The following is a 26,568-nucleotide window of genomic DNA, read 5'->3' as shown; positions in this document are numbered from 1 at the left end:
CCCGGCTGAAACAGCCGGGTTTCCATTCGAATTTCCACTTATCAGTTTGAAACCGGAGCGTCCGAGGTGAATTTCGGAATGACGGCGGTTGATGCTGCGTCGGCCTCGATCCCCGGCCAGTTCCCTTCGGCAAGGTTGATGTTGCCGGGAATGTCTTCCTCAAAGAAACCTACGACCACATCCGTGATGTTGAGATACAGCTTGTCGTCCACGATCCGCCAAAGGTTGGGATTTGCCGGAACCTTGCCGCCGCGCGAAACGCCATAAGCGCAATGGCCATCGTATTGGGGCGCATAAAAGGCGGGGTTCTCAAGGAACTTGTCGCGGTTTTCTTCGGTCGAAAACGCCCAGGTTGCACCATTGTATTCAGCGGTGATATCCGCCCGGCCGCGCACTCCTTCGGGCTGCGCCTGACCGACCGGAGACTGATCGAGGCCGCGATAGGCGACGACGTCATAACCTGAAACCGCAAAACCAGTGCCATCGACATACTGATCTCCGGCAAATGCGGGCAGCGACAGCGCAAGAGTAGCGGCTAGGGTCAGGGCAAAGCGTTTCATGTGTTCAATCCTCATGTCCGAGGAGCGGTTCATCGCTCCGGTTTCCGGGTTCGGTCTGAGGATAGGTGATTTGTGTGCTCTGCGCAGTCCCGCTCGCGCCGCTGTGACATCGCACGTGAAAACGTGAAGGTTTCGCCCCGTTTGTTACAAAAACGACCCAACTTCCGGGGTTGGACTCTGAAGTCTGCAATATTAGCTGTTGTGACGGACGGACAATTTACATGAAATCTTCTGGGAAAGACGGACAATGACCGAACAAACGACCTATACGCCCCCCAAGGTCTGGACATGGGACAGTCAGAATGGCGGCCAGTTCGCCAATATCAACCGGCCGATTGCCGGGGCCACACATGACAAGGACCTGCCGATCGGGCGTCACCCGCTGCAGTTGTACTCCTTGGCGACCCCGAACGGGGTAAAGGTAACCGTCATGCTCGAAGAGCTGTTGGCGCTGGGGCACGAAGGCGCCGAGTATAACGCATGGCTCGTCAATATTGGTGACGGTGACCAGTTTGGATCAGGTTTTGTCGAGGCCAATCCAAATTCGAAGATTCCTGCCCTTTGGGATCGCTCGGGTGAAAAGCCCGTACGTGTGTTCGAAAGCGCTTCGATCCTGTTCCATCTGGCGGAAAAGTTTGATGCCTTCCTTCCCAAATCCGGCCCAGAGCGCGTAGAGGTCATGAACTGGGTGTTCTGGCAAATGGGCAGTGCGCCTTATCTGGGCGGCGGGTTCGGACATTTTTACGCCTACGCGCCCGAAAAGTTCGAATACCCGATCAACCGGTTCGCCATGGAAACCAAACGGCAACTGGACGTGCTGGATCGTGAACTGGCCGACAAGACCTATATCGCGGGTGACGACTATTCGATCGCAGATATTGCGATCTGGCCCTGGTACGGCCAACTGGTTCTGGGGCGTCTTTACAGCGCGGCCGAATTCCTGGACGTCGACTCCTACAAGAACGTCATGCGTTGGGCCAAAGCGATTGACGAGCGCCCAGCCGTCAAACGCGGCCGAATGGTGAATCGCGCATTTGGTGAGAAACATACGCAGCTTCACGAACGTCACGAAGCCAGCGATTTCGAAACCCGCACGCAGGATAAGCTTGAGGCCGCGGCGGAATAAGACACCTAGACCTCGCGGGGAACGCTTCGCGGGGTCTTGTTCTACTTCAGGACAGGCGGTTTATCCGGGTCGCTGCCCGGCGCAACCTGCGTCATGGCCCGCGCTTCGGGCTGCGGCAGATCAAAGCGCAATCCCACACGGGCCAGAGATGCCGCGGCTGCATCTTGTGCACTGAAAAAACCGACATCCATCGCCCCGGCCTCAATCCCCGAAAACGTCAACGCCTCGGACGCGGCTTTGGCCAAGGCGGCCTCGGCACCGCCTACCGCGTCGACGAATCCCAGCATGTGCCCTGAGCCACCTTCTTTCGATCTGGTGCCCACAAGAAACGCGGCCTGAGCCAGCCCAACAGCGGTGGCCAACTTGGTGTCCAGCGCGGTCAGCAGTTCATCTGGCAATCCCGCAGGCGGTACAAACTCAGCAAAGTGCTGCTCAACTTCTTCGGGGCCATGTTGAAGGGTTGTCGCCAGCCAGCCCAACGCCTCGGACGGAATCAACATCGAAGACGGGGCCGTCTCCAAATTCAGACCCAACCCGATACCTTGCCCCGCCAGCATCGACGACAGAACGCGCCCCGACACCGCGACATAGGGAACCGGGCGGCCAGCGAACTGCGCCAGACGGTCCTCACGATCAAAGGCCAGCACGAAACTGCCATCTGCAACGTCAAAGAGTTCGGGTGAGATGTTTTCGTCCCGTGCCTCTTTGGTCAGCATCAAGAACAACTCGCTGTCCGCCAACCGTTCAAAGAACCTCAGACGCGCGGCGTCGTCCTGAGGCGCAGCGTCCATCGCGGCATGAGCCGAATCCAGCGCGGTTATCTCAGTCATTCAATACCTCTTGCACCCGCGCGCGCAGGACCGGCAACAGGTCGGACGCGAACCACGGATTTTTCTTGATCCATGCCGTATTCCGCCACGAAGGATGAGGCAAGGCAAAGACCCGCGGCGCATGGTCCCGCCAGTTGCGCACAGTGTCCGTCACCGACCCGCGCGCTTTGAGGTGATACTTGAATGCATGGCCGCCCACGAGGACAGTCAAAGGAACCTCACCGAGCGTCCGCATTACCTTGTCATGCCAGGTTTGGCCGCAAACCCGCGGCGGCGGCAGATCGGCCTTACGCACATCATACCCCGGAAAGCAAAACGCCATCGGCACAATGGATACGCAGGTGCGGTCATAAAACGTGGTTTCATCCACCCCCAGCCATTCGCGTAGCCGATCACCTGAGGGGTCTGTAAAAGGCCGCCCCGAGGCATGCACCCTTGCGCCCGGTGCCTGACCGGCTATGAGAATCGGGGCGCCTTTGCGAAACCAGACCACCGGTCTTGGTTCATGGGCCGTCTCAGTGGCCGCGAACCGATCCGCGCAAAGACGGCAGGCCGCAATTTCTTTTTCGAGTGAATTCATAAGATCGCAAGGTTTCCTGAAGCAAACTGCCCGAGAGTTACTCATAACCTAGTCACGGCGAGGTTCTTCCGAAACAGGTGGAAAAGTCACAATTAAAACAGGCCGCAACAGGATGCATTGAACATTTGTTTCATAATTCGACATAATGCAGCCAACGTGAATGGATAAAAACTCTGCTTTTCCGCCTCCCTGACCGGTAGGAATTGACAAGAAATATAGCAGGCCCAGAATGCTTGAATTCGAAAATGTCAGTAAGTCCTTTTGGACCGGGACACGCCGCAAAGTGATCCTGGACAGGGTTTCGTTCAGGGTCGAGCTGGGCAGATCCGTTGGCATTCTCGCACCAAACGGAACCGGAAAAACCACACTGATCAACATGATGGCCGGGTTAGAGAAACCCGACGACGGGGTCATTCGCAAATCTTGCCGGGTGTCGTTTCCCATGGGCTTCACCGGCGGCGTGTCCAACAAGTTGTCAGCTTTGGAAAACGCACGCTACATCGCCAAGATCTATGGCATGGACCCGGACTATGTCGAAGCTTATTGCAGTTGGCTTTGTGGTTTGGGCGAGTATTTTGATCAACCGCTCGCCACCTATTCGTCAGGCATGAAAGCGCGCTTTACGTTTGCGCTCATGTTGGCGCTGGACTTTGACATGTACCTCATAGATGAGGGGATGCCAGCCACGACAGATGTGGAATTCAACAAAAAAGCGGGCGACATCCTGCGGGAAAGACTGCGCACCACCACTTTGGTGATCGTGTCGCACAGTCCGCAAGTTCTGGAGAAATTCGCGCGCCAAGCGGCTGTTCTGGTGGACGGCCAGCTATACATGTTCGACACCTTGGAAGAGGCAAAACAGCTATATGACTACCAAACCCAAGGCTAGAATCTATAACTGGCGGCGCAAGCGCAGCGGATCGGGCACGGCCGAGGCCCGCGCCGACGCAATGTCGCGTATCCGAGAGGCAACCAGCGCACCCGAGGCGGCCAACGAACCGCAGCCGGGCACGGTTATTGACGATATCAAACGTGAAGGTCTGACAGGACGCCAACTCAGGATCGCCCGCCGTCTGGCCCATAAACACGGTTTGGCGGCAACGTCGGATTACGATGCGGTTCGGCTGTTGCGAAAGAAAGGCATAGATCCGTTTGAACGCGCCAGCCTGCTGGACCTTGCAGCGGAAAAGAAGCGGGCCGAGGACGAGACAACAGACAAGGTCAAAATCCAACTGCCGCAGACTTTTTCCGAAGGCCCTCAGACCCTACCCGGCCCTGAACTGAACCCTGCACAGCGCCGGGAATTCGAGATCGGCGAAATACAAAAGGACATCGCCCGCCGCCGCCGTCGCAAACTGTTTGCCCTGTTTGCGCGACTGGCTGTGTTTGTGCTGCTGCCGACAGTGGCCGTCGGCATGTATTTCTACCGCTACGCGACACCGATGTATGCCAGCGACTCGGCCTATTCGATATTGCAGGCCGATGGCGGCGGTGCAGCGTTTGGCGGTTTTCTGGCCGGAACACAGTACGCCACCGCGCAGGATTCGGTCGCAACACAGGAATTTTTGGAATCCAAGGACGCTCTGATCAGGTTGGAGCGGGACATGGGCTTTTCGGACATCTTCAAACAAGAATGGATTGATCCGATCCAGCGCCTTGCCCCGGACGCAAGCCTCGAAGAAACCTACAAGCTCTACAAGCGAATGGTCACGATTGGATATGATCCAAGCGATGGCATTATCCGCATGGAAGTTGCGGCCCCGGACCCTGATATCGCGGTGGGCTTGTCCGAAAAACTGCTGTCCTACGCGGAAGAAACGATCAACGGCCTGTCCGAATTGAAGCGAGAAGACCAGATGCGGGATGCACTGGAAAGCTTTGAACTCGCACAGGAAGATCGCAGGCAGGCGCAGGAAGCACTTATCGAGCTGCAATTGCAGGGCGCGATTCTGGACCCCGAAAATGTCATTGTCGGCTTACGCACGCGCATTAACACACTTGAAACCCAACTTCAGGAGAAAGAGCTGCAATTGGCGGCGCTATTGGACAACTTGCGTCCGAACAAGGCCAAGGTGGACGGCGCGCGCGCTGATATCGCCCGGTTGGAAGCCGTTCTTGAGGAACTGAATGCCGAAATGCTGGACGTTTCTGGCGGCGAAAACTCTCTGGCCCGGCTAAGCGTGCGGATTCAGATGGCGCAGGCAGATCTTGCCGCACGCGACATGATGCTGCAAACGGCCATGCAACAGATGGAAACCACCCGAACCGAAGCAAACCGCAAGGTCCGTTACTTGTCGGTATCGGTGAATCCGGTTCCCAGCCAGGATCCGACTTATCCGCGCAAATTCGAAAATACGATTTTGGCTTTCCTGTTGTTTGCTGGTATCTACCTGATGATCTCGCTAACAGCGTCGGTCCTTCGTGAACAGGTATCCTCGTAAGACATATGAAACATGTAAAAATCTCCGACCTCACGGTCGGCAATGATCTGCCTCTGACGATCATCGCCGGCCCCTGCCAACTTGAAACGGCCGATCACGCCCAGATGATCGCCGGCAAAATGAAAGAAGCCTGCGACGCTGCAGGCGCGCAATATATTTTCAAGGCCTCGTATGACAAAGCGAACCGGACCTCATTGTCCGGGAAACGGGGTATGGGGATAGAATCCGGGCTGAAGGTTCTTGGCGACATCCGCAAGACCATGGGTATTCCGGTTCTGACCGATGTCCACACCGAAGCCCAATGCGCCGTTGCGGCCGAATCTGTGGATGTCCTGCAAATCCCGGCGTTTCTATGCCGGCAGACGGACATGTTGCTGGCTGCGGGTAACACCGGCAAGGCCGTGAACGTCAAAAAGGGTCAGTTCCTTGCCCCGTGGGAAATGACCAATATTGTCGACAAGGTCGAAAGCACAGGAAACCAGAACATCCTTTTGACCGAGCGTGGAACCTCGTTTGGGTACAACACGCTGGTCGCTGATATGCGGGCGCTGCCTCAGATGGCTCAGACCGGGTACCCCGTTGTTATGGATGCGACCCACTCGGTTCAGCAACCCGGTGGCAAAGGCGGATCATCCGGCGGACAGCGTGAATTTGCGCCAGTCATGGCCCGGGCTGCTGTCTCTTTAGGCGTTGGGGCGGTTTTCATTGAAACCCATCAAGACCCGGACTCGGCACCTTCTGATGGTCCGAATATGATCCCCTTGGATCAAATGCCTCAATTAATTGACACATTGATGCGCTTTGATGCGCTGGCGAAAGCCAACCCAATTCAAATTTGAGCACGAGCTATAGAATGAACAAACCCATCCCCGAGGTGACCCCAAACACCTGGAGCTTTCTGCGCGACGCGATGATCAAACCCACCGGGTTTCGCGAATATGACGCCCGTTGGAAATATCCCGAAGAGATCAACCTGCCCGGCATGACCGCGCTGGGTCTGGGTCTGGGCACCCAAATGCGCAAACGCGGGATCGAACCTGTGATCGCGGTGGGCAACGACTATCGTGATTATTCGCTGGCCATCAAAAACGCGTTGATTCTGGGCCTGATGCAGGCGGGGATTCAGGTCAAGGATATCGGCCCTGCACTTAGCCCGATGGCTTATTTCGCACAGTTCCATCTGGACGTACCTGCGGTCGCGATGGTCACTGCCAGCCACAACCCGAACGGCTGGACTGGAGTGAAGATGGGCTTTGACCGTCCCCTGACCCACGGCCCGGACGAGATGTCAGAACTGCGCGATATCGTCCTGAACGGCGACGGTGTGGCGCATGAAGGTGGCTCGTATGAATTCGTTGATGGTGTGAAAGAAGCGTATATCGACGATCTGGTCGGTGATTTCAAAATGTCACGCCCGCTGAAAGTGGTCTGTGCGACCGGGAACGGCACCGCCTCGGCCTTTGCGCCCGAGATATTTGAGCGGATGGGCGTCGAAGTGGTCCCCAGCCACAATCGTCTGGATTACACCTTCCCCAACTATAACCCCAACCCCGAAGCCATGGAGATGTTGCATGACATGGCCGATACCGTGAAATCCAGCGGCGCGGATATGGCTCTGGGGTTTGACGGTGATGGCGACCGGTGTGGCGTTGTCGATGATGAGGGTGAAGAGATCTTCGCCGATAAGGTCGGTGTCATCATGGCGCGCGATCTGGCGAAGCTTTACCCCAACTCAACTTTTGTGGCCGATGTGAAGTCGACCGGCCTATTCGCCAGCGATCCAGAGTTGCAGGCTCTTGGGGTTAAGGCAGATTACTGGAAAACCGGCCACAGCCACATGAAGCGCCGGGTCAAGGAAATCAACGCGTTGGCCGGGTTCGAGAAGTCGGGTCATTACTTCTTGGCCGAGCCCATCGGGCGCGGATATGACTGCGGAATGCGCGTGGCGGTCGAGATTTGCAAGCTGATGGACCGCAACCCAAATCAAAGCATGTCGGATCTGCGAAAGGCCCTGCCGAAGACCTGGTCAACGCCGACCATGTCCCCCTATGCGGCGGATACCGAGAAATATGACATTCTCAAGCGGTTGGTCGAAAAGCTGGTCGCCAAGTCCGAAGCGGGCGAGACATTTGCTGGCCGCGCAATCAAAGAAGTCGTGACCGTCAACGGTGCGCGGGTCATTCTGGACAATGGCAGTTGGGGTCTGGTGCGCGCATCGTCAAACACACCTAATCTGGTTGTCGTTTGCGAAAGCAGCGAAAGCGAAGACGAAATGCGCGCAATCTTCGCTGATATTGACGCCGTTATTCGCACCGAACCCGGCGTTGGCGACTACGATCAAACTATCTGATTTTATCGTAGGGCTGGGGCGTAGATAACGCCCCAGCCCATCAATCTGCACCCAGCAGTTTCAAAAGCCCTTTCTTGGCTTCCTCTTCCAGCTTCTTCTTTACCGCCTTTTCAAGGCTTTCGCTGTCCGTGACGGCGGTACCCAATTCATCCTCGAGCTTATCAAGGACTTGCTGTTTGGCGTCGCCTTCCGATTCCTTGATCTTACCCTCTGCAGCGGCCTCGATCACTTTGCTCAGGTCCGGTTGAATCGAGGGGTTGCTCCACGGTCCCATGATTCTGACTGGTACCGACAACCCTTGCCCCGAGTTGGCCCTCAAGGCAGTCGGCGTGAAAAGATAGTCGATATTGCGGGCGCCTATACCAACCGTGCCCTTGCCGTCTGCCCTGAAGTTGTCCAGCGACATCAGCAGGTCCTCATTCCTGAGAACCCCTTGATAAATGGTGAAGCTGGCCGTCAGACTGTTGAACACCGTCGCACCGCCACTGCCGTCTCCGCGCCCCATTATCCGATCCAGATCAATGCCCGAGATTACGCCCCTGCCGACATCAAGCCGACCCTTGCCACTGAGGGAGCGCATGATCTGATCTTCGGTCTGACCCACCCCCAGAAACTCGAACGATCCAGAGCCGGTACCAGATAGTCGTGTGACATCCGCCAAAGTGGACAAAGCGGATTGGAGGTCGATGCCCTCAGCCTGAAGATTACCGCCAACCGACAAACCGTTTCTGTTATTTGCCACGACCTGACCGGTCAGTTTTCCGGAAAACAGCGTGGCGGGATTCATTTGAAGCACCGCTCTTGAACGATCGAGGTTCAGCGTCAGGTCACTTGGCCCCAGAGTTAGCTCAGGCACAGCGATCGAATTGGCCGTCAGCCGGATTTTTCCATTGGCCAAAGCAAGGGCAGAGGCGTCAATTGGTGTGGTCGACCACCCTTCTGCGGCCGTAACCGCCGCCGATCCGCCGCCGTCACCTCCTTCGCCTGAAGGCGCGTTAAAACGTGAAAGATCAAGATCCCCGCCGTTCAGCCGTGCCGTAATCTGCGGAGGGTCCGAGATCACGATATCCGCTTCTCCGGTCAGCCGGTTGTCGTCCAGTTGCGCCACTATTTCTCGCAGCGAGATACGTCCCTCGCTGGTATAGGTCATATGGCCCGCGACTTCGGCTTTCCGCCCCAGACCAAGCGGTACGCCAACGCCAGCCTGCCCAAAAGCGGCCAGCATCCTTTCGGTGTCTTGCGCTTTGACATGCAGCTTGCCGTCCATCTCTCCGGCAAGGTTCACCAGGCCATCGAAATCCACTTCTCCGCCCGGTGCGCGCAAGAGCAGTTCCAGCGGCGCCGCGACGCCTGTGGCGTAGGCAGGCAAGTCCGGAATTTTCAGTTCAACCTCGACCTTGCCGCCGGGGACAACCATCTTGGCCTCGACAAATAGCGGGGCAGTCACGTCAGGCCAGTTCGCGGAAAGATCCACATTGGCAAAGTCGAACTTCACCGCGTTGTTTTCTACATAAACAAGACGTGCGTTGGTCAGTTCCAGAAAGTCCAGTGTTACCGTACCCGTCGTACTTTGAGATGGGGCACTGACAGCGTTGCCAGAGGATACAGGTGCGGCCCGGTCAAATTGCCAGTTGCCGCGCCCTTCGGACAGTTCAAGCCGCAGCGTCGGGTTTTCCGCGATGATCCGACGTATCCTCAGATCCCCCGAGATCAACGCCGCAGCATCCACGCCAACCGCCATGCTGTCGGCGCTCAGCATGGGCTCTGGTCCGGCCCAAGACGCGTTACTGAATGTCACGGGGCCAGTTTCCATGCCCAAGACCGGCCAGAACGACAGGTTTACATCGCCGGACAGTTTCAAATTCCGCCCCGTCTGGCCGCGCACCTGCTCGGTCAGGATGGCCGCAAGCTTGTCACCGGGCATCATCAGCAATGCTCCGATCACCAGCCCGATAACGACCACAAGAAGGAAGACGATGCGCAACAGCCACTTCATTTTTCTGCTCTCCGCTTATCTGGCATGCGTTGAAAATATCATTCAAAGCCCAGCGGCCATTTGCAAGGGGAAGCGTTCCCCACTATATGGCGCGCCATGACAACGAACCCGCCGAACCTCCGCCCCGACCTGGCGCCTGCCGCCCGGATCACCGATACGCCCCGTTCAAACCAGCCAACAATCGGCATGGTCTCTTTGGGCTGCCCCAAGGCCTTGGTGGATAGTGAACGCATCTTGACCCGCTTGCGGGCCGAGGGGTACGGGATTTCGCCCGATTATTCAGGGGCGGATGCCGTGATCGTGAACACCTGCGGGTTTCTGGACAGTGCCAAGGCGGAATCGTTGGACGCCATCGGTGAAGCGCTGGTTGAGAATGGCAAGGTCATCGTCACGGGATGCCTGGGGGCCGAGCCGGATTACATCCGTAAACATCACCCCCGCATCATGGCCGTCACTGGCCCGCATCAATATGAACAGGTGCTGGATGCCGTGCATCAGGCGGTGCCGCCCGACCCCGACCCGTTCGTTGATCTGCTGCCTGCGGCAAGCGTGCAACTGACCCCGCGCCATTACAGCTATTTGAAAATCTCGGAAGGCTGTAACCACAAGTGCAAGTTCTGCATCATCCCCGATATGCGCGGCAAGCTGGCCAGCCGCCCGGCTCATGCTGTCCTGCGCGAGGCGGAAAAGCTGGTCGACAACGGCGTGCGAGAGCTGTTGGTGGTCTCGCAGGACACCTCGGCCTATGGGCTGGATCGCAAATATGACATGAACCCGTGGAAAGACCGCGAGGTACGCAGCCACATCACCGATCTGGCACGTGAGTTGGGGCAGTTCGATGCGTGGGTGCGCTTGCACTACGTCTATCCCTACCCGCATGTGCGCGAGTTGATTCCGCTGATGGCTGATGCGGGCTGCAGCGTGCTACCTTATTTGGACATTCCGTTCCAGCACGCCCACCCCGACGTTCTGAAACGCATGGCACGCCCGGCAGCAGCCGCCAAGACGCTAGACGAGATCGCCGCATGGCGCGCCACCTGCCCCGATATCACCCTGCGCTCGACCTTTATCGTCGGTTATCCAGGCGAAACCGAGGTCGAGTTCCAAACCCTTCTGGATTGGATGGACGAGGCACAGTTGGATCGCGTTGGCTGCTTTCAATACGAAAACGTTGATGGCGCACGGTCGAACGATTTGCCGGATCACGTTCCAGCCGACGTCAAACAGGACCGCTGGGAACGCTTCATGGAAAAGGCGCAGGCGATATCCGAGGCAAAGCTGGCCGCCAAAGTGGGTCAGACACTCGACGTGATCGTGGACGAGGTGGATGACGAGGCTGCCACCTGCCGTACAAAAGCCGATGCACCGGAAATCGACGGCAACCTATTCATCGACGAGGCCTTCGAAAGCCTGAAACCCGGCGATATCGTTTCCGTCGAAGTGGACGAGGCTGGCGAATACGACCTATGGGGCAAGCTGGTCTGATCTGCTCACCCCAAGTCGTTGGTGCGTGAAACAAGTTTATTGGCGTTTTGCGCGCATATGGTGGATCATGACAGGGCAACCTGCTTTGTCGCCAGGAGGGTCCCTTGTCCAGTTTTAACGGCTTTGCCCCGAAGGTGTTCGCGCTTACCTTCATCGCCCAGCTTTGCGCCATGCCCGTTGTCGCAGATAGCAAAGGAACAGGCGGATTCATTTTCATCGGGTCCGACTCGGTCAGTCTGCACCTTCGCAGTAAGCATCAGGTCCATAGGCACTATGCCGCCCCGAAGGTGTATCAACGCAAGAACAAGCCTTCGGTGCATGGTCACAAATCCAGTGCGACAGGGATTGAATACACGGGAAAACCCAAGGCGCATTACCACAAAGGCCATCGCTACAAAGCCAAGTCAAAACGGTATTACCACAAACCAGCAAAGCGGTATCACTACTCGGTCCACAGCCCCTTCAACCGTTTGTCTTCACCCTATTACATTCCGCAAAACTATGGCATTCGGCGTCGGTAACCGTGGCCGAAATCTGACTTCAGAACAGGCTGACAAGCCCGATAATCCACGCCACGCCTGCGGCAAGAGCCGTCAGCGCAACAGCGGCACTTGCCGCGTCTTTCGCCTGTCCCGCCAATACATTGTGATCCGTTGAAGTATGGTCCACTGCGCGTTCAACCGCCGTATTGAACAGCTCTGCCACCATCACCAAGACGCCCAACACAATAATAAGCGCACGCAGACCGTCGGACAGGGGCAAGAAAAGGGCCAGCACGATAGAAACGAGGTTGGACCATGCCCAAGCGCGAAACGAATACTCTTCCTTCCACGTCGCGGCCAAACCCTGCCAGCTCCAACGCGTGCGGTCTTTCAGACGAACAAAGAAATTTTTCATGGGCCCTCTGCTTTCAGACAGAGCCGACAGAAACCTGATGGAAGGCGACTAGGCAAGAAAAAACCGCCCGGAAAGGCGGTTGAACGTCGGGTGCAGGTGGCCCGAACATGGGCCACCTGCAAAATTCTTATTGTGCGACAGGGTTACAAACGGTCTGTCCGGCTTCGGTTGTTGCCAGTTCAGTACCTGCCGGGCAGCTCGGCGTGCCGAACTTGTCATACTCAGGTGTGATGTAGACTGGTGTAGGCTCTTCTTGCTGCGAGCATGCAGCCAGAATCAGGGCAATTGCGCTAACGGCAGCGAATTTAATTTTCATGTCCGTCGTTCCTCTATCAATTTTCTAGTATTGCCCTGAAATTCGGGGCTGTCCTAAAACTACGCCCTTCAAGGGTTTTTTGCAACAAAATCAATCACGAAAATGTGAAAGCGGCAAAACCATGCTGTCTGGTCGGCATAGATGGTCACCCCTACAGTTTTGCCAAAAGCGCCCTACAGTTGGGAAACGCCTTTCGCAAACCACGGAGTAGCCATATGTCAGAAGCGCCAATTATCGCACAAAAAGCCCCATATCCTGTCGAGGTAACCGAGGGTAAAACCTATTTCTGGTGTGCGTGCGGCCAATCCAAGCGGCAGCCGTTTTGCGATGGCTCACACAAGGATACAGGCGTCGAGCCAGTGAAATTCAACGCGGACGCAAGCAAGAAAGTGTTTTTCTGCGGCTGCAAACACAGCGCAAATCCGCCGCTGTGCGACGGTTCACATTCCAAGCTCTGACTACTTTTTCAGGGAGTTGAGGATATCAGCGTTGGCGCAGAACTTCGGCGCCGACTTTGCTGTGGTCTGACGTTCTGCCAGCCACGCCATGCACCGCTCAGTGCACGGAGATGCGCGGCAGCGGGTGACCATTTCGGCGTACAAAGTGGGGGAGATCTGTTTGTCTGCGATCGCCTCGGTCAGTGAGACGTCAAGACTTCTGGCAACGGACCGGGTCAGCCAGAAGTGCTTTTCAATGTCGCCCAGAACATCCTGCATCGTCAGCTACCCTTCGACTGCTGCGCCTTTAGTACCTCAAATCGCTTGTGATTGGGACATGTATTGGGGGGCTGTACTACACCGTCAGTTTTATCCAGCCAATCGGGACACTTGGCGGCCCACGTGCACCCCTGACAAGAGCGCACCATCTTGGCCCAGTCCCGCTGGGACAGCCGCCCCTGCCGGTGTGCGGCAACGACATCCGTACCGGTTGCCTGTCCCATGCGCAGAACAAGACGCAGATGAGTCATAATGTGACCCAACCGTTGCATCACTTGTTCGCTTCTGGGATCAACTTGGCGAATAAGTCAGAGTTCCGACAATATTCTGGCGTCTTTTCCAGCCCCTCGGACCGCTGCATCAGGCTTTCGCAATGATCCGGGTTTGGGCACCCACTGCATCGAAGAACAGATTCCGAAATCTGGTCGATCGAGATTTCGCCGCCAAGCGCGGCTGCTTCCAGGTCAACACCGATTTTCGTCGCCATGTTGTCCACCAGACCGGCGTGCCGCCTAAGCGTTTCTCGGCTGCGCATTCGACATCCTTTCCCTGACGCGTTTAGGTCAGGATAGCCGAGGCCGAACCGCAGACCTTTGACTCAGGTCAAGAGGGCGACGCGATATGATCGAGATAGGCGCGCGTGGCGTCCTGCACGCGACGAAAGCGGTCTCCGCCCAGTTTCTTGCCGCCATACCAGCGCGTGACGATGATCACATGACCTTCCAGTTCGGCACGCTCCATCATCCGCAGAATCACCATACCCGCACCACTTTCGCCATCGTCGGCCTTTAGTGCGCCGGTGGGCAGAACTGCGGCCCAAGTGTTGTGGGTGGCCTTGGCATAGCTCTTGTCAGATTTCAGCTCTTGCAGGACGGCGTCCACATCATCGCGCGTAGCCACAGGCGCGCCGGACACAGCGTATTTCGATCCGCGATCCGTCAGGATCACGCCCATGCATTCAATTGCGGTCATTGCGAAAGCCCAAGCTGTCTTGCGGTTTCCACAACGATCTGAACACGTTGCTCGTTGGGTGGATGTGTTCCCAGAAAACTGTCATCCGGGTCAGGCAAGCGGTCAAAATACTTGGCACCGATCAAAGGGTTGTACCCGGCCTTATACGTTATGACCGTGCCCAATTGATCTGCTTCCAGCTCGAAATCCTTGATGTAAACCTGTGCACCGACCTGAGCTCCCAATTTCTGAGCCTTTTCAACTCCGGCCCCGTCTGCCCCACCTAATCTAGCCAGTTCGCCAAAAATCTCGGCACTTTCCCGGGCGTTTACGGTTTGGCGCGGAATATGTCTTAGGATGTGATGCGCGGCCTCATGCCCCATGACAAAAGCCAATTCATCAGCGTTTTGCGCAGATTCGATCATGGAACGGGTAAAGATGATGACCGGTTGATTGTCTTCGTCCAGCGTCTGAAAAGCATTGGCCGGGGCCCGCGGGTTCAGATCAACCACAATCGTGAAATCGCAATTGGAGACATTCCCACGCCTGAGGCATTCTGATCTGGCCTGTTGCCCAATCTGTCGGCTGATCTCCTGAAAGGTCGCAGCCTCAACCTGAAAATCGTCCCTGTCCTGTTGCCACTCTTCCGCTGGCTGAACACGCAAAGTGTCGGCAACGCAGGCCGTCAGCATCAGGGGAAGCAACAGTAAAGTCAGACGGCGCATGGATCATCCTTTGAAACGGTCATGCCGTTTTTCGGACCATAGCGCGGGACGTGAGGGACCGCCACAGCCTGAATGCGATTGAACGGGTTGCAATGCGGTTCGCCGCCCTTCACTGTTGGATCATGTTTTCGATTGAGCATGAATTCGACTCGACGGTGATCACTCTGGTGGACGAAGGCGCAAAGCCTCTGCAAGAGGATGTGGTCATCAATAATTTCGCTGAATGCGTGACGCTAGAGCAATTGGACCCGCGCACGGACAAGGTACAGAAGATTACTTTGTCCCCAGAACAGGTCCGGGATCTGGCGGCGGCGTTGGACTTACCCGAAGGGGTCTATCAAATCCACGAAACGCCAGGTCAGGGTTCGTAGACAAATACCTTGTCCCGCGCCGCATGTCCGCGCGCCAGCAAAAATTGGGACGGCGCAACCCCCAACGCAGACGCATGAATGCGGCTCACCGCCTGATTTGCTTTGCCATTCTCAGGAAAAGCTGTGACGTGAATGCGGATGGACCCATTTTCAAACGTCATTCGGTCCGACGTGGATTTGGGGATGACTTTAGCCTCAAACCTAGCACCCGGCTTGGCCAGTCGGGTTAAGTCCGGCAAGTCGCGCGGTTTTGGTCTAGCCATTCCATCCTCCAATTCGCGAACATTCTTGCACGGCCGGCAATTGAATGAAATTGATCTGGGAAACCAAGCCGGTTCCACTTGAAACCCGCCAGGTGTTCGACCAGATAGACACTGCCCATGTAAAGGAAGTTAACATATGTCCTTGAAAAATCCGGCCGCCTTGGAGTTTCTACAATCGCGCCGGTCCCGGCCTGCCAAAACTCTGATCGCCCCTGCCCCGACCCGTGAACAATTGCAGCCGCTTTTGACCGCCGCCGCGCGCTGCCCGGATCACGGCAAGCTGGAGCCATGGCGATTCATCGTGATCGAGAAGGGAGCAATGCCGCGATTGTCCAAGCTGACGCACGACCGGGGCGTGGCCTTGGGCAAGTCACCCGAGGACATCATTAAGGCGCGCAGCCAGTTCGAATTGGGCCATCTGGCGGTTGCCGTGATCGAGGTACAGAAGCCTTCAGAAAAAATTCCGGCGATTGAACAAACCTATTCGGCGGGTGCCGTGTGTCTGGGGCTTTTGAACGCCGCACTTGCGTCGGGCTGGGGGGCAAACTGGCTGTCGGGCTGGCAAACTCATGATCCGGATTTTTGCCGCGCCGCATTTGGGCTTGCAGATAATGAGCGCGTGGCGGGCCTGGTCCATATCGCAACCGAAGGTGTTGCCCCGCCTGAACGCCCCCGCCCTGATATTGAGGCGCTGACAGAATGGGTTTCAGAATGATGATCCTGAACTCTTTTTTTGCGGCATTGGGTCAGATCGGAGACCCCAAGTTTCGCTCGGTCCTGTTTCGCGGTGTTGGTCTGACGATCGTCCTGTTGATTGCGGCCTGCGCGGCGGCGATCTGGCTGATCAACTGGTTGGCCCGTGGTGAGATTTCGTTGCCATGGATCGGGGCCGTCCCGTGGTTAAACGACGTGCTAAACTATTCGGGTATTTTTGTGGTTCTGGTTCTTCCGGTTTTCCTGATGATGCCGGTCGCCTCGGCCATTATCTCAATGTTTCTGGAAGAGGTCGCGCAGGCGGTCGAAGATAAACACTATCCGGCCCTGCCCTCTGTTCCCGGCATTCCGTTCAGCGAAGGGCTGCGCGATGCGATCAGCTTTATGGGCGTGCTGATTGTTGCCAACCTTCTGGCGCTGGTCCTTTACGCCATCTTCACGCCGTTGGCCCCGTTTATCTTTTGGGCCATGAACGGGTTCTTGTTGGGGCGTGAATACTTCACTCTGGCCGCCATGCGCCGGATTGGGCGCGACGGCGCGCGCAAATTGCGCGCAAAACACTCGGCTACGATTTGGATGGCGGGGACGCTGATGGCGATCCCCTTGTCAGTACCGCTGGTGAACCTGGTGATCCCGATTATCGGAGCCGCCACATTCACCCATATCTATCACAAGCTGTCTACCTGAGGATCAGTTGCGCGGCTCCAACTGGTTCAACCAATCAAAGTCGCGCACCGAGATTACGCCTGAGATGATGATCCCCGCGATGATCGCCCAGAGCACCACCGAGACACCGGTGGTGATCCACAGCTTTTTCTTCATGTGATGCACTTCTGGGGCACCCGCGTGTGTGCCCGGAACGATCTCACCGAGATCGCCCTGCGTCTTGATGCGGACCGGCAGCACGACCAACAGCGTCATGAACCAGATAACGGCGAACAGAACCAGTGCAGCAGTGATCGTCATGACAGCCTCGCTTGGGTTAGACCTGTTCTAGTTCGACCAGACAGCCGTTAAAGTCCTTGGGGTGCAGAAACAGCACCGGCTTGCCATGCGCACCAATCTTGGGCTCACCCGAGCCCAGTACCCGCGCGCCGGTTTCCTTCAGGTGGTCGCGCGCGGCGATGATATCTTCGACCTCATAGCAGACATGGTGGATGCCGCCTGCGGGGTTCTTTTCCAGAAACCCATTGATCGGGCTGTCTTCGCCCAATGGGTAAAGAAGTTCGATCTTGGTGTTTGGCAGCTCGATGAACACGACCGTTACACCGTGATCGGGTTCGTCCTGCGGTGCGCCAACTTTGGCCCCCAGTGCGGCGCGATACTGTTCGGACGCGGCCTCAAGGTCCGGTACGGCAATGGCAACGTGGTTCAGGCGACCAATCATGGAACTCTCCTATGTTCTGCGTTGCAGCGGTTTATGAGGGCAGTTCGGCCAAAGAACAAGTGCGCCAAATTGCCGTTAACGTGGTGTTAGCCAGAAGTTCCTAGCGTGAGGCATCTGCTGATTAGGAGTTCTGCCATGGACGATTCGAGCCACCTTGCCTCTCCCGCGCAGCCGACCGCCACGCGGCCTCTGCTGGGTCAAACAATCCTGGTTGTCGAGGACAGCCGTTACGCCTGCGACGCTATCCGGCTGATGTGCCTGCATTCCGGCGCGCGTATTCGTCGGGCGGATTGTCTGAAGTCGGCCAGACGGCACCTGCAAATCTACCGGCCGTCCGTCATCCTTGTGGACATGGGGCTACCCGACGGGTCCGGGGCCGAGTTGATTGCCGAACTGGTAGAAGCGACCCCGCGCATCGGTGCCATTCTGGGAATGTCGGGGGATGATCGCACCCAAAGCACAGCATTGGAAGCGGGCGCTGACGGCTTTTTGGCAAAGCCGCTAAAGTCGCTAGCTTATTTCCAAACCTCGATTTTGGAACGCTTACCGCGAGACCGCCGCCCAAACAGTCTCCACGCCGTTCGGGATGAGGTGATCATCCCGGACCCGATGGCCTATCAGGATGACATGGCCCATATCGCCGATGTCCTTGCTGGCCCGAACGATCACCGCACGCTGGATTATGCGGCCCAGTTCCTGCGCGGTGTCGCTCAGGACGCGGATGACGCGGTGCTTGCCGACGCAGCCCGGAAACTTGCCACATCCCGGGCCGAAGGAACCCCAGTCACCGCGTTGGCTGCGCAGGTGGCCGGGATCGTACAGTCCCGGCTTGAACAGCGTGAGGCGATCTGAATGGCCGTTGCCTATTTCGTGACAGCCACCGTCTTGTGTCTTTGGATGTACCTGCAAACACGCGCAGCAGCACGAAAGATAAGGCTGGCACGCGACCAGTTGACCGACCCGGTCAAAAGGACCGGGCGGCTGTAGCAACAGTTCTATGGTAAGTTCGGACGTCAACCCGCCACACGGTCGGCGACGGGCTGCTTCTTACTCCTGAGGGATGATCCGCAGACCCAGTTCCATCAACTGATCCGACGTAGGGTCAGAGGGCGCGTCCATCATCAGGTCTTCGGCGCGCTGGTTCATCGGGAACATCATAACCTCGCGGATGTTGGCCTCATCTGCCAGCAGCATCACGATCCGGTCGATGCCCGCAGCACAACCACCGTGCGGCGGCGCGCCATAGTGGAACGCATTGAACAGCGCACCAAAGCGGGATTTCACTTCATCCGCGCCATAGCCAGCCAGTTCAAAGGCTTTCAGCATGATCTCGGGCTTGTGATTCCGGATCGCGCCCGAGACCAGCTCGTACCCGTTACAGGCCAGATCGTATTGATACCCGCGCACGTCCAGAGGGTTGCCGTTCAACGCTTCCATCCCGCCCTGCGGCATCGAGAACGGGTTGTGTTCAAAGTCTATCACGCCGGTTTCTTCGTCCTGCTCATAGATCGGGAAATCGACGATCCAGGCAAAGGCAAAGCGGTCCTTTTCGGTGAGGCCAAGTTCGTCGCCAATCACATCACGGGCCTTGCCTGCAACCTTTTCAAAGGCTTTCGGCTTGCCGCCGAGGAAGAATGCTGCATCGCCGACGCCCAGACCCAGTTGCTGACGGATCGCTTCGGTGCGTTCGGGGCCGATGTTCTTGGCCAGAGGGCCAGCGGCCTCCATCCCTTCGCCCTGATCGCGCCAGAAGATGTAACCCATCCCCGGCAAGCCCTCTTTCTGGGCAAAGGCGTTCATACGGTCACAGAACTTGCGGCTACCGCCAGTCGGCGCTGGGATGGCGCGAATTTCGGTGCCCTCCTGCTCCAACAGCTTTGCGAAAATCGCAAAGCCAGACCCGCGGAAGTGGTCGGAGACCACTTGCATTTTAATCGGGTTCCGCAGGTCGGGCTTATCGCTGCCATACCACAGCGCCGCGTCCTTGTAGGAGATCTGCGCCCACTCCTGATCGACCTTGCGGCCACCGCCGAATTCCTCGAACACGCCTGTCAGCACGGGCTGGATTGTATCGAACACGTCCTGCTGCTCGACAAACGACATCTCAAGGTCAAGCTGGTAGAAATCGGTGGGCGACCGGTCGGCGCGCGGGTCTTCATCGCGGAAACAGGGCGCGATCTGGAAATATTTGTCGAAGCCCGACACCATGATCAGCTGTTTGAATTGCTGCGGTGCCTGCGGCAGCGCATAGAACTTGCCCGGATGCAGGCGCGAGGGTACCAAAAAGTCACGCGCGCCTTCGGGCGACGAGGCAGTGATGATCGGCGTCTGATATTCACGGAAACCCTGATCCCACATGCGGCGGCGCATCGAGGCCACAACGTCCGAGCGCAGGGTCATGTTCTGCTGCATCGCCTCGCGGCGCAGGTCCAGATAGCGATAGCGCAGGCGGGTTTCCTCGGGGTATTCCTGATCGCCGAACACCATCAGCGGCAGTTCGTCGGCAGCACCCAGCACTTCCAACTCGCGCACGTAAACCTCGATCTCACCCGTGGGCAGTTTCGGGTTCACCAGATCGGCGTCGCGCGCTTTGACAGTGCCGTCGATGCGGATACACCATTCCGAGCGGACCTTTTCCAACTCGGCAAAAGCAGCGCTGTCACCATCGCATAGAACCTGCGTTACGCCGAAATGGTCGCGCAGGTCGATAAACAGCACGCCGCCATGATCTCGGACACGATGCACCCAACCGGATAGGCGGACAGTTTCACCGACATTGGCGGCGGTCAGAGCGGCGCAGGTGTGGCTGCGATAGGCGTGCATGGATCATATCCCTTCGGGCGCAGAATTCGTCGCGCCGATACACCCTGTCAGGCTTGGAAAGTCAAGGCAGGTCAGCCCGTCAAAACGGCCTTTGCACGTTGCCCGAGTAGAAATAGATGCCCAGACCCGCCGCAAAGATGATGTTCCCCGCAATCGCGTGCAACAGCACCGCGTAGAAAAACGAGCCGCGCTTGCGATAGGCCCATGTGAACAGCAGCCCGCCGCCAAAGGTCATGATGGCAACGATCCAGCTCCAATACATAAGGTGAGCCAGTGAAAACAGGGACGCATTCAGCAGGTAAAAGGCACGGCCATTCGGCAGGATCGCGTGGTAACGGCGGCAAAACAGAACGCGAAACAGCAATTCCTGTGGCAATGCCGAGACCACTGGATAGAAGGTCCAGATGACGATCAGAAACTCGGGCCGGTTGCGTAGCAGAAAGAATGCGGCGTCGGGCCTTGTGGCCATTACAAGGGCGGTGCAAAACAGCGTCATCGCGACGGCAAAAACTGCCACTTCGCCCCAGGACCAGTTGCGCCAGTTATACCGCAGCTCAGCCCAGGCGAAGCCCGGCGTGAAATGCAGCAATACGATGCCTAGCCCCGTAAAGCCAAACAGGGACGGGAACATCCAGTTGGGCGGGAAAAACACCGCGATCAACACCGGTACAGCAATGAAGAATAGCCCAAATTCCAATCGCAACCGCATGTGCGGTGCCGCGCTGTTGGCCCAATCAATTTGTTTGCTCACGGTTATGCCAACTCCGCCCGGATCAGACCACGCAACGAATTGCCCATATAGAACTTTGTTGCGCTTTTCAGTTCGGTCAAGGTCAGGGTGGCTTCGGTAACCTGTTTATTACCCAGCAATTCTTCGCGCAGGATGCCCGGCAGCACGCCACTGGACAGTGCGGGCGTCAGGCGACGGCCGTCGGGCATATCGACAAACAGGTTGGTGATGGTGCCTTCACACAGCTCGTCACGTTCGTTCAGGAAGAGCAGTTCATCGACCCCGATGGGCAAGGCCGCGCGGGCGGCGTCGTAAACCACGCGCTGTGTGGTTTTGTGCTGCAACCAGATATCGGACGCGCACAAACGAGGCTCGGCAACAGCTACCTCCCAAACAGGTGGATTGTCGGCCAGTGCACCGGTGGTCACCTCCAACTGCCCGTCTGCGGCCAGAGTTAACCGGCAGCGCAGCGGTGACTCGCCAACGACCTTATCAAGCATTTCAACTGCATACACACCGTCGAATGGAATACCAAAAGCGGCGGCCGATCGCGCCATACGGGCCAAATGGCGATCCCGTCGCACAAACCCTTGTCCCGGCCGGAAGGCCAGCGTTTCGATTAAACGGAAGTCAGGGTCATCTGGCGGGCGAAGCGGGCTTTCCATAGCGCCTCCTCATATTCTGACGGAGCGGTGCTGTCCCAAACGACGCCTCCCCCTACGTTTAAGGTCGCTTTGCCACCCTCAACCATCAACGTGCGGATTGCCACGTTGAATTCCGACCGCCCATCCGGCGCGGCCCAGCCAATCGCGCCGCAATAGATGTCGCGCGGCCAAGGCTCGAGGTCAGACAGAATCTCCATCGCGCGGATTTTGGGCGCGCCGGTGATCGAGCCGCAGGGGAACAGGGCCATCAAAATATCCGACAACTCGGCCCCGAGATGCAGTTGCGCCTGCACGAGTGAGATCATCTGATGCACGGTCGCGTAAGTCTCGACCTTGAACAATTCGGGCACCTTGACCGAGCCGGGCATCGCCACGCGGCTGATATCGTTGCGCAGCAAGTCGACGATCATCAGGTTTTCGGCACGGTTCTTGTCGTCACGCGACAGAAAATCACGGCGTCGGGCGTCTTCTGCCAAATCCTCGCTGCGCGGCTGGGTGCCTTTCATCGGCCGGGTCTCGATCATCCGATCGGCATCCGTGCGAAAGAACAACTCGGGTGAGCGGCTAAGCAAGTCGGGCAAGCCGTCCTGCTGCACAAGCGCGCCATGGCCCACAGACTGCCCCTCGGTAAGCGCAGCATATACGTCGGCGCTGTCGCCCTCGACCGTCAAATCAATCGGAAAGGTCAGGTTTGCCTGATAGATGTCGCCTGCGCCGATAGCATCGTGCACCTGTTGGAACGCGCGCGTGTATCGTGCCTCGTCCCAGCGTGGTTCAAACCCTGTCATTCCGCCCCGATTGGCGGGCAGATCGGTAGAGCGCGGTGTGTCATACACCCCGAAACACAGCAGCGGCAAACGTCGACCTTGGGGCATCCGGTCCGCAAGGCGCGGCTCTAGCGCATAGCCCAGTTCGTAACTGGCATAGCCTGCCAGCCACGCCCCACCCATGCGCGCGCCATCCAGCGCCGCCAAAGCCTGGGGCACCTCGTCCGCAGTATCAGCGCGGATCACGTCTGTTGGCCGGTCGAACGTTGTCCCCTGCCCGGCCGGGCCCTGATCAAAACGAATACGCAAGTGCATCCTCATTTGCCGTGCTGCGCGGTATAGAGAATACGGCGCTAAGGGAAAGAGGGGAAAGCGGCAATTTTGCCCCCGTTTCCGATACCCCTTGAACCTTTTCGCGCGGTCCCTATAACGCAGGACAATTTGGGCGCTCGGGGGGTGCCCTGACTCGCGAACAATCGAAGGAGCATGGCCATGCCCAAAAGAACCGACATCCAGTCGATCATGATCATCGGGGCCGGCCCCATTGTTATTGGTCAGGCCTGCGAATTCGACTATTCCGGTGCGCAAGCGTGTAAAGCGCTGCGGGAAGAAGGGTACCGGGTTATTCTGGTGAACTCAAACCCGGCCACGATCATGACCGATCCCGGGCTAGCGGATGCCACTTACATTGAGCCGATCACCCCCGAAGTTGTCGCCAAGATCATCGAGAAAGAGCGCCCTGACGCGCTGCTGCCTACCATGGGCGGGCAGACTGGGCTGAACACCTCGCTTGCCTTGGAAGAGATGGGCGTGCTGGACAAGTTCGGCGTCGAGATGATCGGCGCCAAGCGCGACGCCATCGAGATGGCCGAAGACCGCGCCCTGTTCCGCGAGGCGATGGACCGGCTGGGCATCGAAAACCCCAAGGCCGAGATTGTCACCGCCCCCAAAGATGCGGATGGCAAGAAAGACCTTGAGGCTGGTGTTGCGCTGGCACTGGAAACGCTGGAAACGGTTGGTCTGCCCGCCATCATTCGACCCGCCTTTACACTGGGCGGCACTGGCGGCGGCGTGGCTTATAACCGCGAGGATTACATTCATATCTGCCGTACAGGCATGGATGCATCTCCCGTGGGTCAGATCCTGATCGACGAAAGCCTGCTGGGTTGGAAAGAATACGAGATGGAGGTGGTGCGCGACACTGCCGACAACGCCATCATCGTGTGTTCCATCGAAAACGTCGACCCAATGGGTGTGCATACGGGTGACTCGATCACCGTGGCCCCGGCGCTGACGCTGACTGACAAAGAATACCAGATCATGCGCAACCACTCGATTGCCGTGCTGCGCGAGATCGGGGTTGAGACCGGCGGATCGAACGTGCAATGGGCGATCAACCCCGTCGATGGCCGCATGGTTGTGATCGAGATGAACCCCCGTGTGTCTCGCTCGTCCGCGCTGGCCTCCAAGGCAACCGGCTTCCCGATTGCCAAGATCGCGGCCAAGCTGGCCGTGGGCTATACTCTGGATGAGTTGGACAACGACATCACCAAGGTCACGCCCGCCTCGTTCGAGCCGACCATTGACTATGTCGTCACCAAGATTCCGAAATTCGCGTTCGAGAAATTTCCCGGCTCGGAACCCTACCTGACCACCGCAATGAAATCGGTGGGTGAGGCGATGTCCATCGGCCGCACGATCCACGAATCGATGCAAAAGGCGCTGGCCTCGATGGAATCGGGCCTGACCGGGTTTGATGAAATTGAAATCCCCGGCCTGAACGTGGGTCTGTGGGACGAAGCGGACGACAAGGCCGCCGTCATCAAGGCTATCAGCCAGCAGACACCCGACCGCCTGCGCACCATCGCGCAGGCGATGCGTCATGGTTTGACCGATGATGAAATCTTCGGTGTCACCAAGTTTGACCCGTGGTTCCTGGCCCGCATCCGCGAGATCATCGACGCCGAGCGTCAGGTCCGCGCGGATGGCCTACCGGTGACCGAAGATGGCATCCGCAAGCTGAAAATGCTGGGCTTCACCGACGCGCGTTTGGGCAACCTGACTGGTCGGGATGAGGATAACGTCCGCCGCGCCCGCCGTAATCTGGGCGTCAACGCTGTGTTCAAACGCATCGACACCTGTGCCGCCGAGTTCGAGGCGCAAACGCCTTATATGTACTCGACCTACGAGGCCCCGATGATGGGCGAGGTCGAATGTGAGGCACGCCCGAGTGACCGAAAAAAGGTTGTCATTCTGGGCGGCGGCCCCAACCGGATCGGTCAGGGGATCGAGTTCGATTATTGCTGCTGCCACGCCTGTTTCGCACTGACCGAACAGGGGTATGAGACCATCATGGTCAACTGCAACCCCGAGACCGTCAGCACCGACTATGACACCTCGGACCGCCTGTATTTCGAGCCGCTGACCTTTGAACACGTCATGGAAATCCTGACGAAAGAGCAGGAAAACGGCACGCTGCACGGCGTCATCGTTCAGTTCGGCGGACAGACCCCGCTGAAACTGGCCAACGCGCTGGAGGCCGAAGGCATTCCGATCCTCGGCACCACGCCGGATGCGATTGACCTCGCTGAAGACCGCGAACGGTTCCAGTCGCTGGTCAACGATCTGGGTCTGAAACAGCCCAAGAACGGCATTGCCTCGACCGACGAACAGGCGTTGGAGATCGCGGACGAAATCGGTTTCCCGCTGGTGATCCGCCCCTCATACGTTCTGGGTGGTCGCGCGATGGAAATCGTGCGCGATATGGAGCAGCTTAAGCGCTATATCAACGAGGCCGTTGTGGTCTCGGGCGACAGCCCCGTTCTGCTGGACAGCTATCTGGCGGGTGCGGTTGAGCTGGACGTCGATGCGCTGTGTGATGGCACCGACGTGCACGTTGCGGGCATCATGCAGCATATCGAGGAAGCGGGCGTGCATTCGGGCGACTCGGCCTGTTCGCTGCCGCCCTACTCGCTGTCCAAGGATATCCTCGACCAGATCAAGGATCAGGCGTTCAAACTGGCCAAGGCGCTGAACGTCGTCGGCCTGATGAACGTGCAGTTCGCGATCAAGGACGGCGAGATCTACCTGATCGAAGTGAACCCTCGCGCCTCGCGCACCGTGCCATTCGTCGCCAAAGCCACCGACAGCGCGATTGCGTCTATCGCCGCGCGCATCATGGCTGGTGAAAAACTGGCAAGCTTCCCGATGCGCCCGGCGTACAAAGAGGGTCAGGACACCAAGATTGCGGACCAGATGACACTGGCCGACCCAGACATGCCGTGGTTCTCGGTGAAAGAGGCAGTGCTGCCCTTCGCCCGCTTCCCCGGCGTCGATACGATCCTTGGCCCCGAAATGCGATCGACTGGTGAGGTTATGGGCTGGGACCGCGACTTCCCGCGCGCCTTCCTCAAGGCGCAGATGGGGGCCGGTATGGTGCTGCCGTCCGAGGGCCGGGCATTTATCTCGATCAAGGATGCCGACAAGACGCCCGCAATGCTTGAGGCAGCGCAGGTACTGACCGAACAGGGCTTCTCGCTGGTCGCAACCCGCGGCACGCAGTCATGGCTGGCAGAACAGGGCGTGGCCTGCGACGTGGTCAATAAGGTCTATGAAGGTCGCCCCGACGTGGCGGACATGCTGAAAGACGGTCAGGTGCAGTTGCTGATGAACACCACCGAAGGCGCGCAGGCGGTCGAAGACAGCAAGTCTATCCGCTCCATCGCGCTCTATGACAAGATCCCCTATTTCACCACAGCGGCCGCCAGCCATGCAGCAGCTTTGGCAATCAAGGCGCAGGCCGAAGGCGATGTCGAGGTCAAATCGCTGCAAGGCTGACCCCGCCACCCCGCACCAGAATAAAGAAAAACCCCCGG

General features: G+C 57.8%; 32 protein-coding genes. 14 read left to right on the top strand and 18 right to left on the bottom strand.

What is annotated here, in order from left to right; all coding sequences use genetic code 11:
* Positions 1-41: 41 nt before the first annotated feature.
* Complete coding sequence (locus tag GOV88_RS04195) at positions 42-560, bottom strand: YHS domain-containing (seleno)protein (protein ID WP_171120355.1); 519 nt, start codon at positions 558-560, stop codon at positions 42-44.
* Positions 561-807: 247 nt separating this feature from the next.
* Here GOV88_RS04195 and yghU point away from each other — a divergent pair, with 247 nt between their 5' ends.
* Positions 808-1,686, top strand: coding sequence for a glutathione-dependent disulfide-bond oxidoreductase (gene yghU / locus GOV88_RS04190; RefSeq protein WP_171239631.1), 879 nt, complete (start codon positions 808-810; stop codon positions 1,684-1,686).
* Between the two features lie 41 nt (positions 1,687-1,727).
* On the opposite strand, the gene GOV88_RS04185 is transcribed toward yghU, so the two are convergent.
* Together GOV88_RS04185 and GOV88_RS04180 are read right to left on the bottom strand one after the other, a co-directional pair.
* Positions 1,728-2,516: an SseB family protein gene (locus tag GOV88_RS04185; protein ID WP_171239630.1), complete on the bottom strand. Its 789-nt coding sequence runs from the start codon at positions 2,514-2,516 to the stop codon at positions 1,728-1,730.
* Positions 2,509-3,096: a uracil-DNA glycosylase family protein gene (locus GOV88_RS04180; protein ID WP_171239629.1), complete on the bottom strand. Its 588-nt coding sequence runs from the start codon at positions 3,094-3,096 to the stop codon at positions 2,509-2,511. Before GOV88_RS04180 ends, GOV88_RS04185 begins: the two co-directional genes overlap by 8 nt.
* Positions 3,097-3,325: 229 nt before the next feature.
* Here GOV88_RS04180 and GOV88_RS04175 point away from each other — a divergent pair, with 229 nt between their 5' ends.
* From GOV88_RS04175 to GOV88_RS04160, 4 genes are read left to right on the top strand one after another with little or no spacing between them, the layout of a single operon-like run.
* A complete protein-coding gene (locus tag GOV88_RS04175; protein WP_171212237.1) occupies positions 3,326-3,985 on the top strand; it encodes an ABC transporter ATP-binding protein in 660 nt (219 codons plus the stop codon).
* On the top strand, positions 3,963-5,537 hold the full coding sequence (locus GOV88_RS04170; RefSeq protein ID WP_171239628.1) for a capsule biosynthesis protein: 1,575 nt from the start codon (positions 3,963-3,965) through the stop codon (positions 5,535-5,537). The genes GOV88_RS04175 and GOV88_RS04170 overlap by 23 nt, the downstream gene beginning before the upstream one ends.
* Positions 5,538-5,542: 5 nt before the next feature.
* Entirely contained in the window at positions 5,543-6,376 is an 834-nt protein-coding gene (kdsA, locus tag GOV88_RS04165) for a 3-deoxy-8-phosphooctulonate synthase (RefSeq protein WP_171239627.1), read from the top strand.
* 14 nt (positions 6,377-6,390) lie between these two features.
* Positions 6,391-7,887 (top strand): phosphomannomutase/phosphoglucomutase, encoded by a 1,497-nt coding sequence (locus tag GOV88_RS04160; protein WP_171239626.1) that lies wholly within the window; start codon positions 6,391-6,393, stop codon positions 7,885-7,887.
* Positions 7,888-7,927: 40 nt separating this feature from the next.
* On the opposite strand, the gene GOV88_RS04155 is transcribed toward GOV88_RS04160, so the two are convergent.
* The gene (locus GOV88_RS04155) at positions 7,928-9,883 is read right to left on the bottom strand and encodes an AsmA family protein (RefSeq protein ID WP_171239625.1); all 1,956 of its coding nucleotides are present in this window, start codon (positions 9,881-9,883) and stop codon (positions 7,928-7,930) included.
* 96 nt (positions 9,884-9,979) lie between these two features.
* Between GOV88_RS04155 and rimO the strand changes: the two genes are divergently transcribed.
* Both rimO and GOV88_RS04145 read left to right on the top strand, forming a co-directional pair.
* Complete coding sequence (rimO, locus tag GOV88_RS04150; RefSeq protein ID WP_171239624.1) at positions 9,980-11,368, top strand: 30S ribosomal protein S12 methylthiotransferase RimO; 1,389 nt, start codon at positions 9,980-9,982, stop codon at positions 11,366-11,368.
* Between the two features lie 104 nt (positions 11,369-11,472).
* Complete coding sequence (locus GOV88_RS04145; RefSeq protein WP_171120335.1) at positions 11,473-11,889, top strand: hypothetical protein; 417 nt, start codon at positions 11,473-11,475, stop codon at positions 11,887-11,889.
* A gap of 19 nt (positions 11,890-11,908) precedes the next feature.
* On the opposite strand, the gene GOV88_RS04140 is transcribed toward GOV88_RS04145, so the two are convergent.
* A complete protein-coding gene (locus tag GOV88_RS04140; protein WP_171120333.1) occupies positions 11,909-12,265 on the bottom strand; it encodes a diacylglycerol kinase in 357 nt (118 codons plus the stop codon).
* A 127-nt stretch (positions 12,266-12,392) separates the two neighbouring features.
* Complete coding sequence (locus GOV88_RS04135) at positions 12,393-12,581, bottom strand: hypothetical protein (RefSeq protein WP_171120330.1); 189 nt, start codon at positions 12,579-12,581, stop codon at positions 12,393-12,395.
* 215 nt (positions 12,582-12,796) lie between these two features.
* Here GOV88_RS04135 and GOV88_RS04130 point away from each other — a divergent pair, with 215 nt between their 5' ends.
* The gene (locus GOV88_RS04130; protein ID WP_171239623.1) at positions 12,797-13,039 is read left to right on the top strand and encodes a CDGSH iron-sulfur domain-containing protein; all 243 of its coding nucleotides are present in this window, start codon (positions 12,797-12,799) and stop codon (positions 13,037-13,039) included.
* On the opposite strand, the gene GOV88_RS04125 is transcribed toward GOV88_RS04130, so the two are convergent.
* The 5 genes from GOV88_RS04125 to GOV88_RS04110 all read right to left on the bottom strand — a co-directional run bounded on the left by GOV88_RS04125 (position 13,040) and on the right by GOV88_RS04110 (position 14,973).
* A complete protein-coding gene (locus GOV88_RS04125; protein ID WP_171239622.1) occupies positions 13,040-13,297 on the bottom strand; it encodes a DUF6455 family protein in 258 nt (85 codons plus the stop codon). It abuts the gene before it with no gap.
* Between the two features lie 2 nt (positions 13,298-13,299).
* On the bottom strand, positions 13,300-13,569 hold the full coding sequence (locus GOV88_RS20715; protein WP_371808217.1) for a DUF6455 family protein: 270 nt from the start codon (positions 13,567-13,569) through the stop codon (positions 13,300-13,302).
* Positions 13,569-13,832, bottom strand: coding sequence for a DUF6455 family protein (locus GOV88_RS04120; RefSeq protein WP_171239621.1), 264 nt, complete (start codon positions 13,830-13,832; stop codon positions 13,569-13,571). The genes GOV88_RS20715 and GOV88_RS04120 overlap by 1 nt, the downstream gene beginning before the upstream one ends.
* Positions 13,833-13,900: 68 nt before the next feature.
* Positions 13,901-14,269, bottom strand: coding sequence for a YigZ family protein (locus GOV88_RS04115; RefSeq protein WP_171120320.1), 369 nt, complete (start codon positions 14,267-14,269; stop codon positions 13,901-13,903).
* The gene (locus tag GOV88_RS04110; RefSeq protein WP_171120319.1) at positions 14,266-14,973 is read right to left on the bottom strand and encodes a M48 family metallopeptidase; all 708 of its coding nucleotides are present in this window, start codon (positions 14,971-14,973) and stop codon (positions 14,266-14,268) included. Before GOV88_RS04110 ends, GOV88_RS04115 begins: the two co-directional genes overlap by 4 nt.
* Positions 14,974-15,095: 122 nt before the next feature.
* Here GOV88_RS04110 and GOV88_RS04105 point away from each other — a divergent pair, with 122 nt between their 5' ends.
* Positions 15,096-15,344, top strand: coding sequence for a hypothetical protein (locus GOV88_RS04105; protein WP_171121670.1), 249 nt, complete (start codon positions 15,096-15,098; stop codon positions 15,342-15,344).
* Here GOV88_RS04105 and GOV88_RS04100 read toward each other — a convergent pair.
* Complete coding sequence (locus tag GOV88_RS04100; protein ID WP_171239620.1) at positions 15,332-15,607, bottom strand: DUF167 domain-containing protein; 276 nt, start codon at positions 15,605-15,607, stop codon at positions 15,332-15,334. The two genes, GOV88_RS04105 and GOV88_RS04100, sit on opposite strands and share 13 nt — an antisense overlap.
* A 136-nt stretch (positions 15,608-15,743) precedes the next feature.
* Here GOV88_RS04100 and GOV88_RS04095 point away from each other — a divergent pair, with 136 nt between their 5' ends.
* Together GOV88_RS04095 and GOV88_RS04090 are read left to right on the top strand one after the other, a co-directional pair.
* The gene (locus GOV88_RS04095) at positions 15,744-16,322 is read left to right on the top strand and encodes a nitroreductase (RefSeq protein ID WP_171120315.1); all 579 of its coding nucleotides are present in this window, start codon (positions 15,744-15,746) and stop codon (positions 16,320-16,322) included.
* The gene (locus tag GOV88_RS04090) at positions 16,307-17,008 is read left to right on the top strand and encodes an EI24 domain-containing protein (protein ID WP_254449162.1); all 702 of its coding nucleotides are present in this window, start codon (positions 16,307-16,309) and stop codon (positions 17,006-17,008) included. Before GOV88_RS04095 ends, GOV88_RS04090 begins: the two co-directional genes overlap by 16 nt.
* A gap of 3 nt (positions 17,009-17,011) precedes the next feature.
* Here the strand turns inward: GOV88_RS04090 and GOV88_RS04085 are convergent, their stop codons facing one another.
* Positions 17,012-17,287 (bottom strand): DUF1467 family protein, encoded by a 276-nt coding sequence (locus tag GOV88_RS04085; RefSeq protein WP_171120311.1) that lies wholly within the window; start codon positions 17,285-17,287, stop codon positions 17,012-17,014.
* Positions 17,288-17,303: 16 nt separating this feature from the next.
* Positions 17,304-17,708 carry a methylmalonyl-CoA epimerase gene (mce, locus tag GOV88_RS04080; RefSeq protein WP_171122272.1) on the bottom strand — a complete coding sequence of 135 codons (405 nt, stop codon included), beginning with the start codon at positions 17,706-17,708 and terminating at the stop codon, positions 17,304-17,306.
* A 135-nt stretch (positions 17,709-17,843) separates the two neighbouring features.
* Here mce and GOV88_RS04075 point away from each other — a divergent pair, with 135 nt between their 5' ends.
* A complete protein-coding gene (locus GOV88_RS04075; protein WP_171239619.1) occupies positions 17,844-18,560 on the top strand; it encodes a response regulator in 717 nt (238 codons plus the stop codon).
* A complete protein-coding gene (locus GOV88_RS20595; RefSeq protein WP_256368353.1) occupies positions 18,561-18,695 on the top strand; it encodes a hypothetical protein in 135 nt (44 codons plus the stop codon).
* Between the two features lie 60 nt (positions 18,696-18,755).
* On the opposite strand, the gene aspS is transcribed toward GOV88_RS20595, so the two are convergent.
* The 4 genes from aspS to GOV88_RS04055 all read right to left on the bottom strand — a co-directional run bounded on the left by aspS (position 18,756) and on the right by GOV88_RS04055 (position 23,008).
* Positions 18,756-20,531: an aspartate--tRNA ligase gene (aspS, locus tag GOV88_RS04070; RefSeq protein WP_171120305.1), complete on the bottom strand. Its 1,776-nt coding sequence runs from the start codon at positions 20,529-20,531 to the stop codon at positions 18,756-18,758.
* Between the two features lie 79 nt (positions 20,532-20,610).
* Entirely contained in the window at positions 20,611-21,282 is a 672-nt protein-coding gene (locus GOV88_RS04065; protein ID WP_171239618.1) for a CPBP family intramembrane glutamic endopeptidase, read from the bottom strand.
* Positions 21,283-21,284: 2 nt separating this feature from the next.
* Entirely contained in the window at positions 21,285-21,926 is a 642-nt protein-coding gene (locus GOV88_RS04060; protein WP_171120288.1) for an aminotransferase class IV family protein, read from the bottom strand.
* The gene (locus GOV88_RS04055) at positions 21,881-23,008 is read right to left on the bottom strand and encodes an aminodeoxychorismate synthase component I (protein WP_171239617.1); all 1,128 of its coding nucleotides are present in this window, start codon (positions 23,006-23,008) and stop codon (positions 21,881-21,883) included. Before GOV88_RS04055 ends, GOV88_RS04060 begins: the two co-directional genes overlap by 46 nt.
* 177 nt (positions 23,009-23,185) lie before the next feature.
* On the opposite strand from GOV88_RS04055, the gene carB reads away from it, so the two are divergent.
* Positions 23,186-26,530: a carbamoyl-phosphate synthase large subunit gene (gene carB, locus GOV88_RS04050; RefSeq protein WP_171239616.1), complete on the top strand. Its 3,345-nt coding sequence runs from the start codon at positions 23,186-23,188 to the stop codon at positions 26,528-26,530.
* Positions 26,531-26,568: the final 38 nt, after the last annotated feature.

The organism is Ruegeria sp. HKCCA5491, assembly GCF_013034565.1.
In the GTDB taxonomy this organism is placed as follows: Bacteria; Pseudomonadota; Alphaproteobacteria; order Rhodobacterales; family Rhodobacteraceae; genus Ruegeria.
The sequence above is the reverse complement of the archived record's forward strand: the minus strand, read 5'-3'. Positions and strand labels throughout refer to the sequence as shown.

Excerpts from the sequence above, each read along its gene's own strand:
- GOV88_RS04100 (WP_171239620.1), bottom strand. The coding sequence starts at position 15,607 with ATGGCTAGACCAAAACCGCGCGACTTGCCGGACTTAACCCGACTGGCC.
- GOV88_RS04120 (WP_171239621.1), bottom strand. The coding sequence starts at position 13,832 with ATGCGCAGCCGAGAAACGCTTAGGCGGCACGCCGGTCTGGTGGACAAC.
- GOV88_RS04135 (WP_171120330.1), bottom strand. The coding sequence starts at position 12,581 with ATGAAAATTAAATTCGCTGCCGTTAGCGCAATTGCCCTGATTCTGGCT.
- kdsA (WP_171239627.1), top strand. The coding sequence starts at position 5,543 with ATGAAACATGTAAAAATCTCCGACCTCACGGTCGGCAATGATCTGCCT.
- carB (WP_171239616.1), top strand. The coding sequence starts at position 23,186 with ATGCCCAAAAGAACCGACATCCAGTCGATCATGATCATCGGGGCCGGC.
- GOV88_RS20595 (WP_256368353.1), top strand. The coding sequence starts at position 18,561 with ATGGCCGTTGCCTATTTCGTGACAGCCACCGTCTTGTGTCTTTGGATG.
- GOV88_RS04060 (WP_171120288.1), bottom strand. The coding sequence starts at position 21,926 with ATGGAAAGCCCGCTTCGCCCGCCAGATGACCCTGACTTCCGTTTAATC.
- aspS (WP_171120305.1), bottom strand. The coding sequence starts at position 20,531 with ATGCACGCCTATCGCAGCCACACCTGCGCCGCTCTGACCGCCGCCAAT.
- GOV88_RS20715 (WP_371808217.1), bottom strand. The coding sequence starts at position 13,569 with ATGCAACGGTTGGGTCACATTATGACTCATCTGCGTCTTGTTCTGCGC.
- GOV88_RS04125 (WP_171239622.1), bottom strand. The coding sequence starts at position 13,297 with ATGCAGGATGTTCTGGGCGACATTGAAAAGCACTTCTGGCTGACCCGG.
- GOV88_RS04105 (WP_171121670.1), top strand. The coding sequence starts at position 15,096 with ATGTTTTCGATTGAGCATGAATTCGACTCGACGGTGATCACTCTGGTG.
- GOV88_RS04140 (WP_171120333.1), bottom strand. The coding sequence starts at position 12,265 with ATGAAAAATTTCTTTGTTCGTCTGAAAGACCGCACGCGTTGGAGCTGG.
- GOV88_RS04055 (WP_171239617.1), bottom strand. The coding sequence starts at position 23,008 with ATGCACTTGCGTATTCGTTTTGATCAGGGCCCGGCCGGGCAGGGGACA.
- GOV88_RS04175 (WP_171212237.1), top strand. The coding sequence starts at position 3,326 with ATGCTTGAATTCGAAAATGTCAGTAAGTCCTTTTGGACCGGGACACGC.
- GOV88_RS04095 (WP_171120315.1), top strand. The coding sequence starts at position 15,744 with ATGTCCTTGAAAAATCCGGCCGCCTTGGAGTTTCTACAATCGCGCCGG.
- GOV88_RS04180 (WP_171239629.1), bottom strand. The coding sequence starts at position 3,096 with ATGAATTCACTCGAAAAAGAAATTGCGGCCTGCCGTCTTTGCGCGGAT.
- mce (WP_171122272.1), bottom strand. The coding sequence starts at position 17,708 with ATGATTGGTCGCCTGAACCACGTTGCCATTGCCGTACCGGACCTTGAG.
- GOV88_RS04085 (WP_171120311.1), bottom strand. The coding sequence starts at position 17,287 with ATGACGATCACTGCTGCACTGGTTCTGTTCGCCGTTATCTGGTTCATG.
- GOV88_RS04090 (WP_254449162.1), top strand. The coding sequence starts at position 16,307 with ATGGGTTTCAGAATGATGATCCTGAACTCTTTTTTTGCGGCATTGGGT.
- GOV88_RS04185 (WP_171239630.1), bottom strand. The coding sequence starts at position 2,516 with ATGACTGAGATAACCGCGCTGGATTCGGCTCATGCCGCGATGGACGCT.
- GOV88_RS04075 (WP_171239619.1), top strand. The coding sequence starts at position 17,844 with ATGGACGATTCGAGCCACCTTGCCTCTCCCGCGCAGCCGACCGCCACG.
- GOV88_RS04155 (WP_171239625.1), bottom strand. The coding sequence starts at position 9,883 with ATGAAGTGGCTGTTGCGCATCGTCTTCCTTCTTGTGGTCGTTATCGGG.
- yghU (WP_171239631.1), top strand. The coding sequence starts at position 808 with ATGACCGAACAAACGACCTATACGCCCCCCAAGGTCTGGACATGGGAC.
- GOV88_RS04110 (WP_171120319.1), bottom strand. The coding sequence starts at position 14,973 with ATGCGCCGTCTGACTTTACTGTTGCTTCCCCTGATGCTGACGGCCTGC.
- GOV88_RS04170 (WP_171239628.1), top strand. The coding sequence starts at position 3,963 with ATGACTACCAAACCCAAGGCTAGAATCTATAACTGGCGGCGCAAGCGC.
- GOV88_RS04130 (WP_171239623.1), top strand. The coding sequence starts at position 12,797 with ATGTCAGAAGCGCCAATTATCGCACAAAAAGCCCCATATCCTGTCGAG.
- GOV88_RS04115 (WP_171120320.1), bottom strand. The coding sequence starts at position 14,269 with ATGACCGCAATTGAATGCATGGGCGTGATCCTGACGGATCGCGGATCG.
- rimO (WP_171239624.1), top strand. The coding sequence starts at position 9,980 with ATGACAACGAACCCGCCGAACCTCCGCCCCGACCTGGCGCCTGCCGCC.
- GOV88_RS04160 (WP_171239626.1), top strand. The coding sequence starts at position 6,391 with ATGAACAAACCCATCCCCGAGGTGACCCCAAACACCTGGAGCTTTCTG.
- GOV88_RS04195 (WP_171120355.1), bottom strand. The coding sequence starts at position 560 with ATGAAACGCTTTGCCCTGACCCTAGCCGCTACTCTTGCGCTGTCGCTG.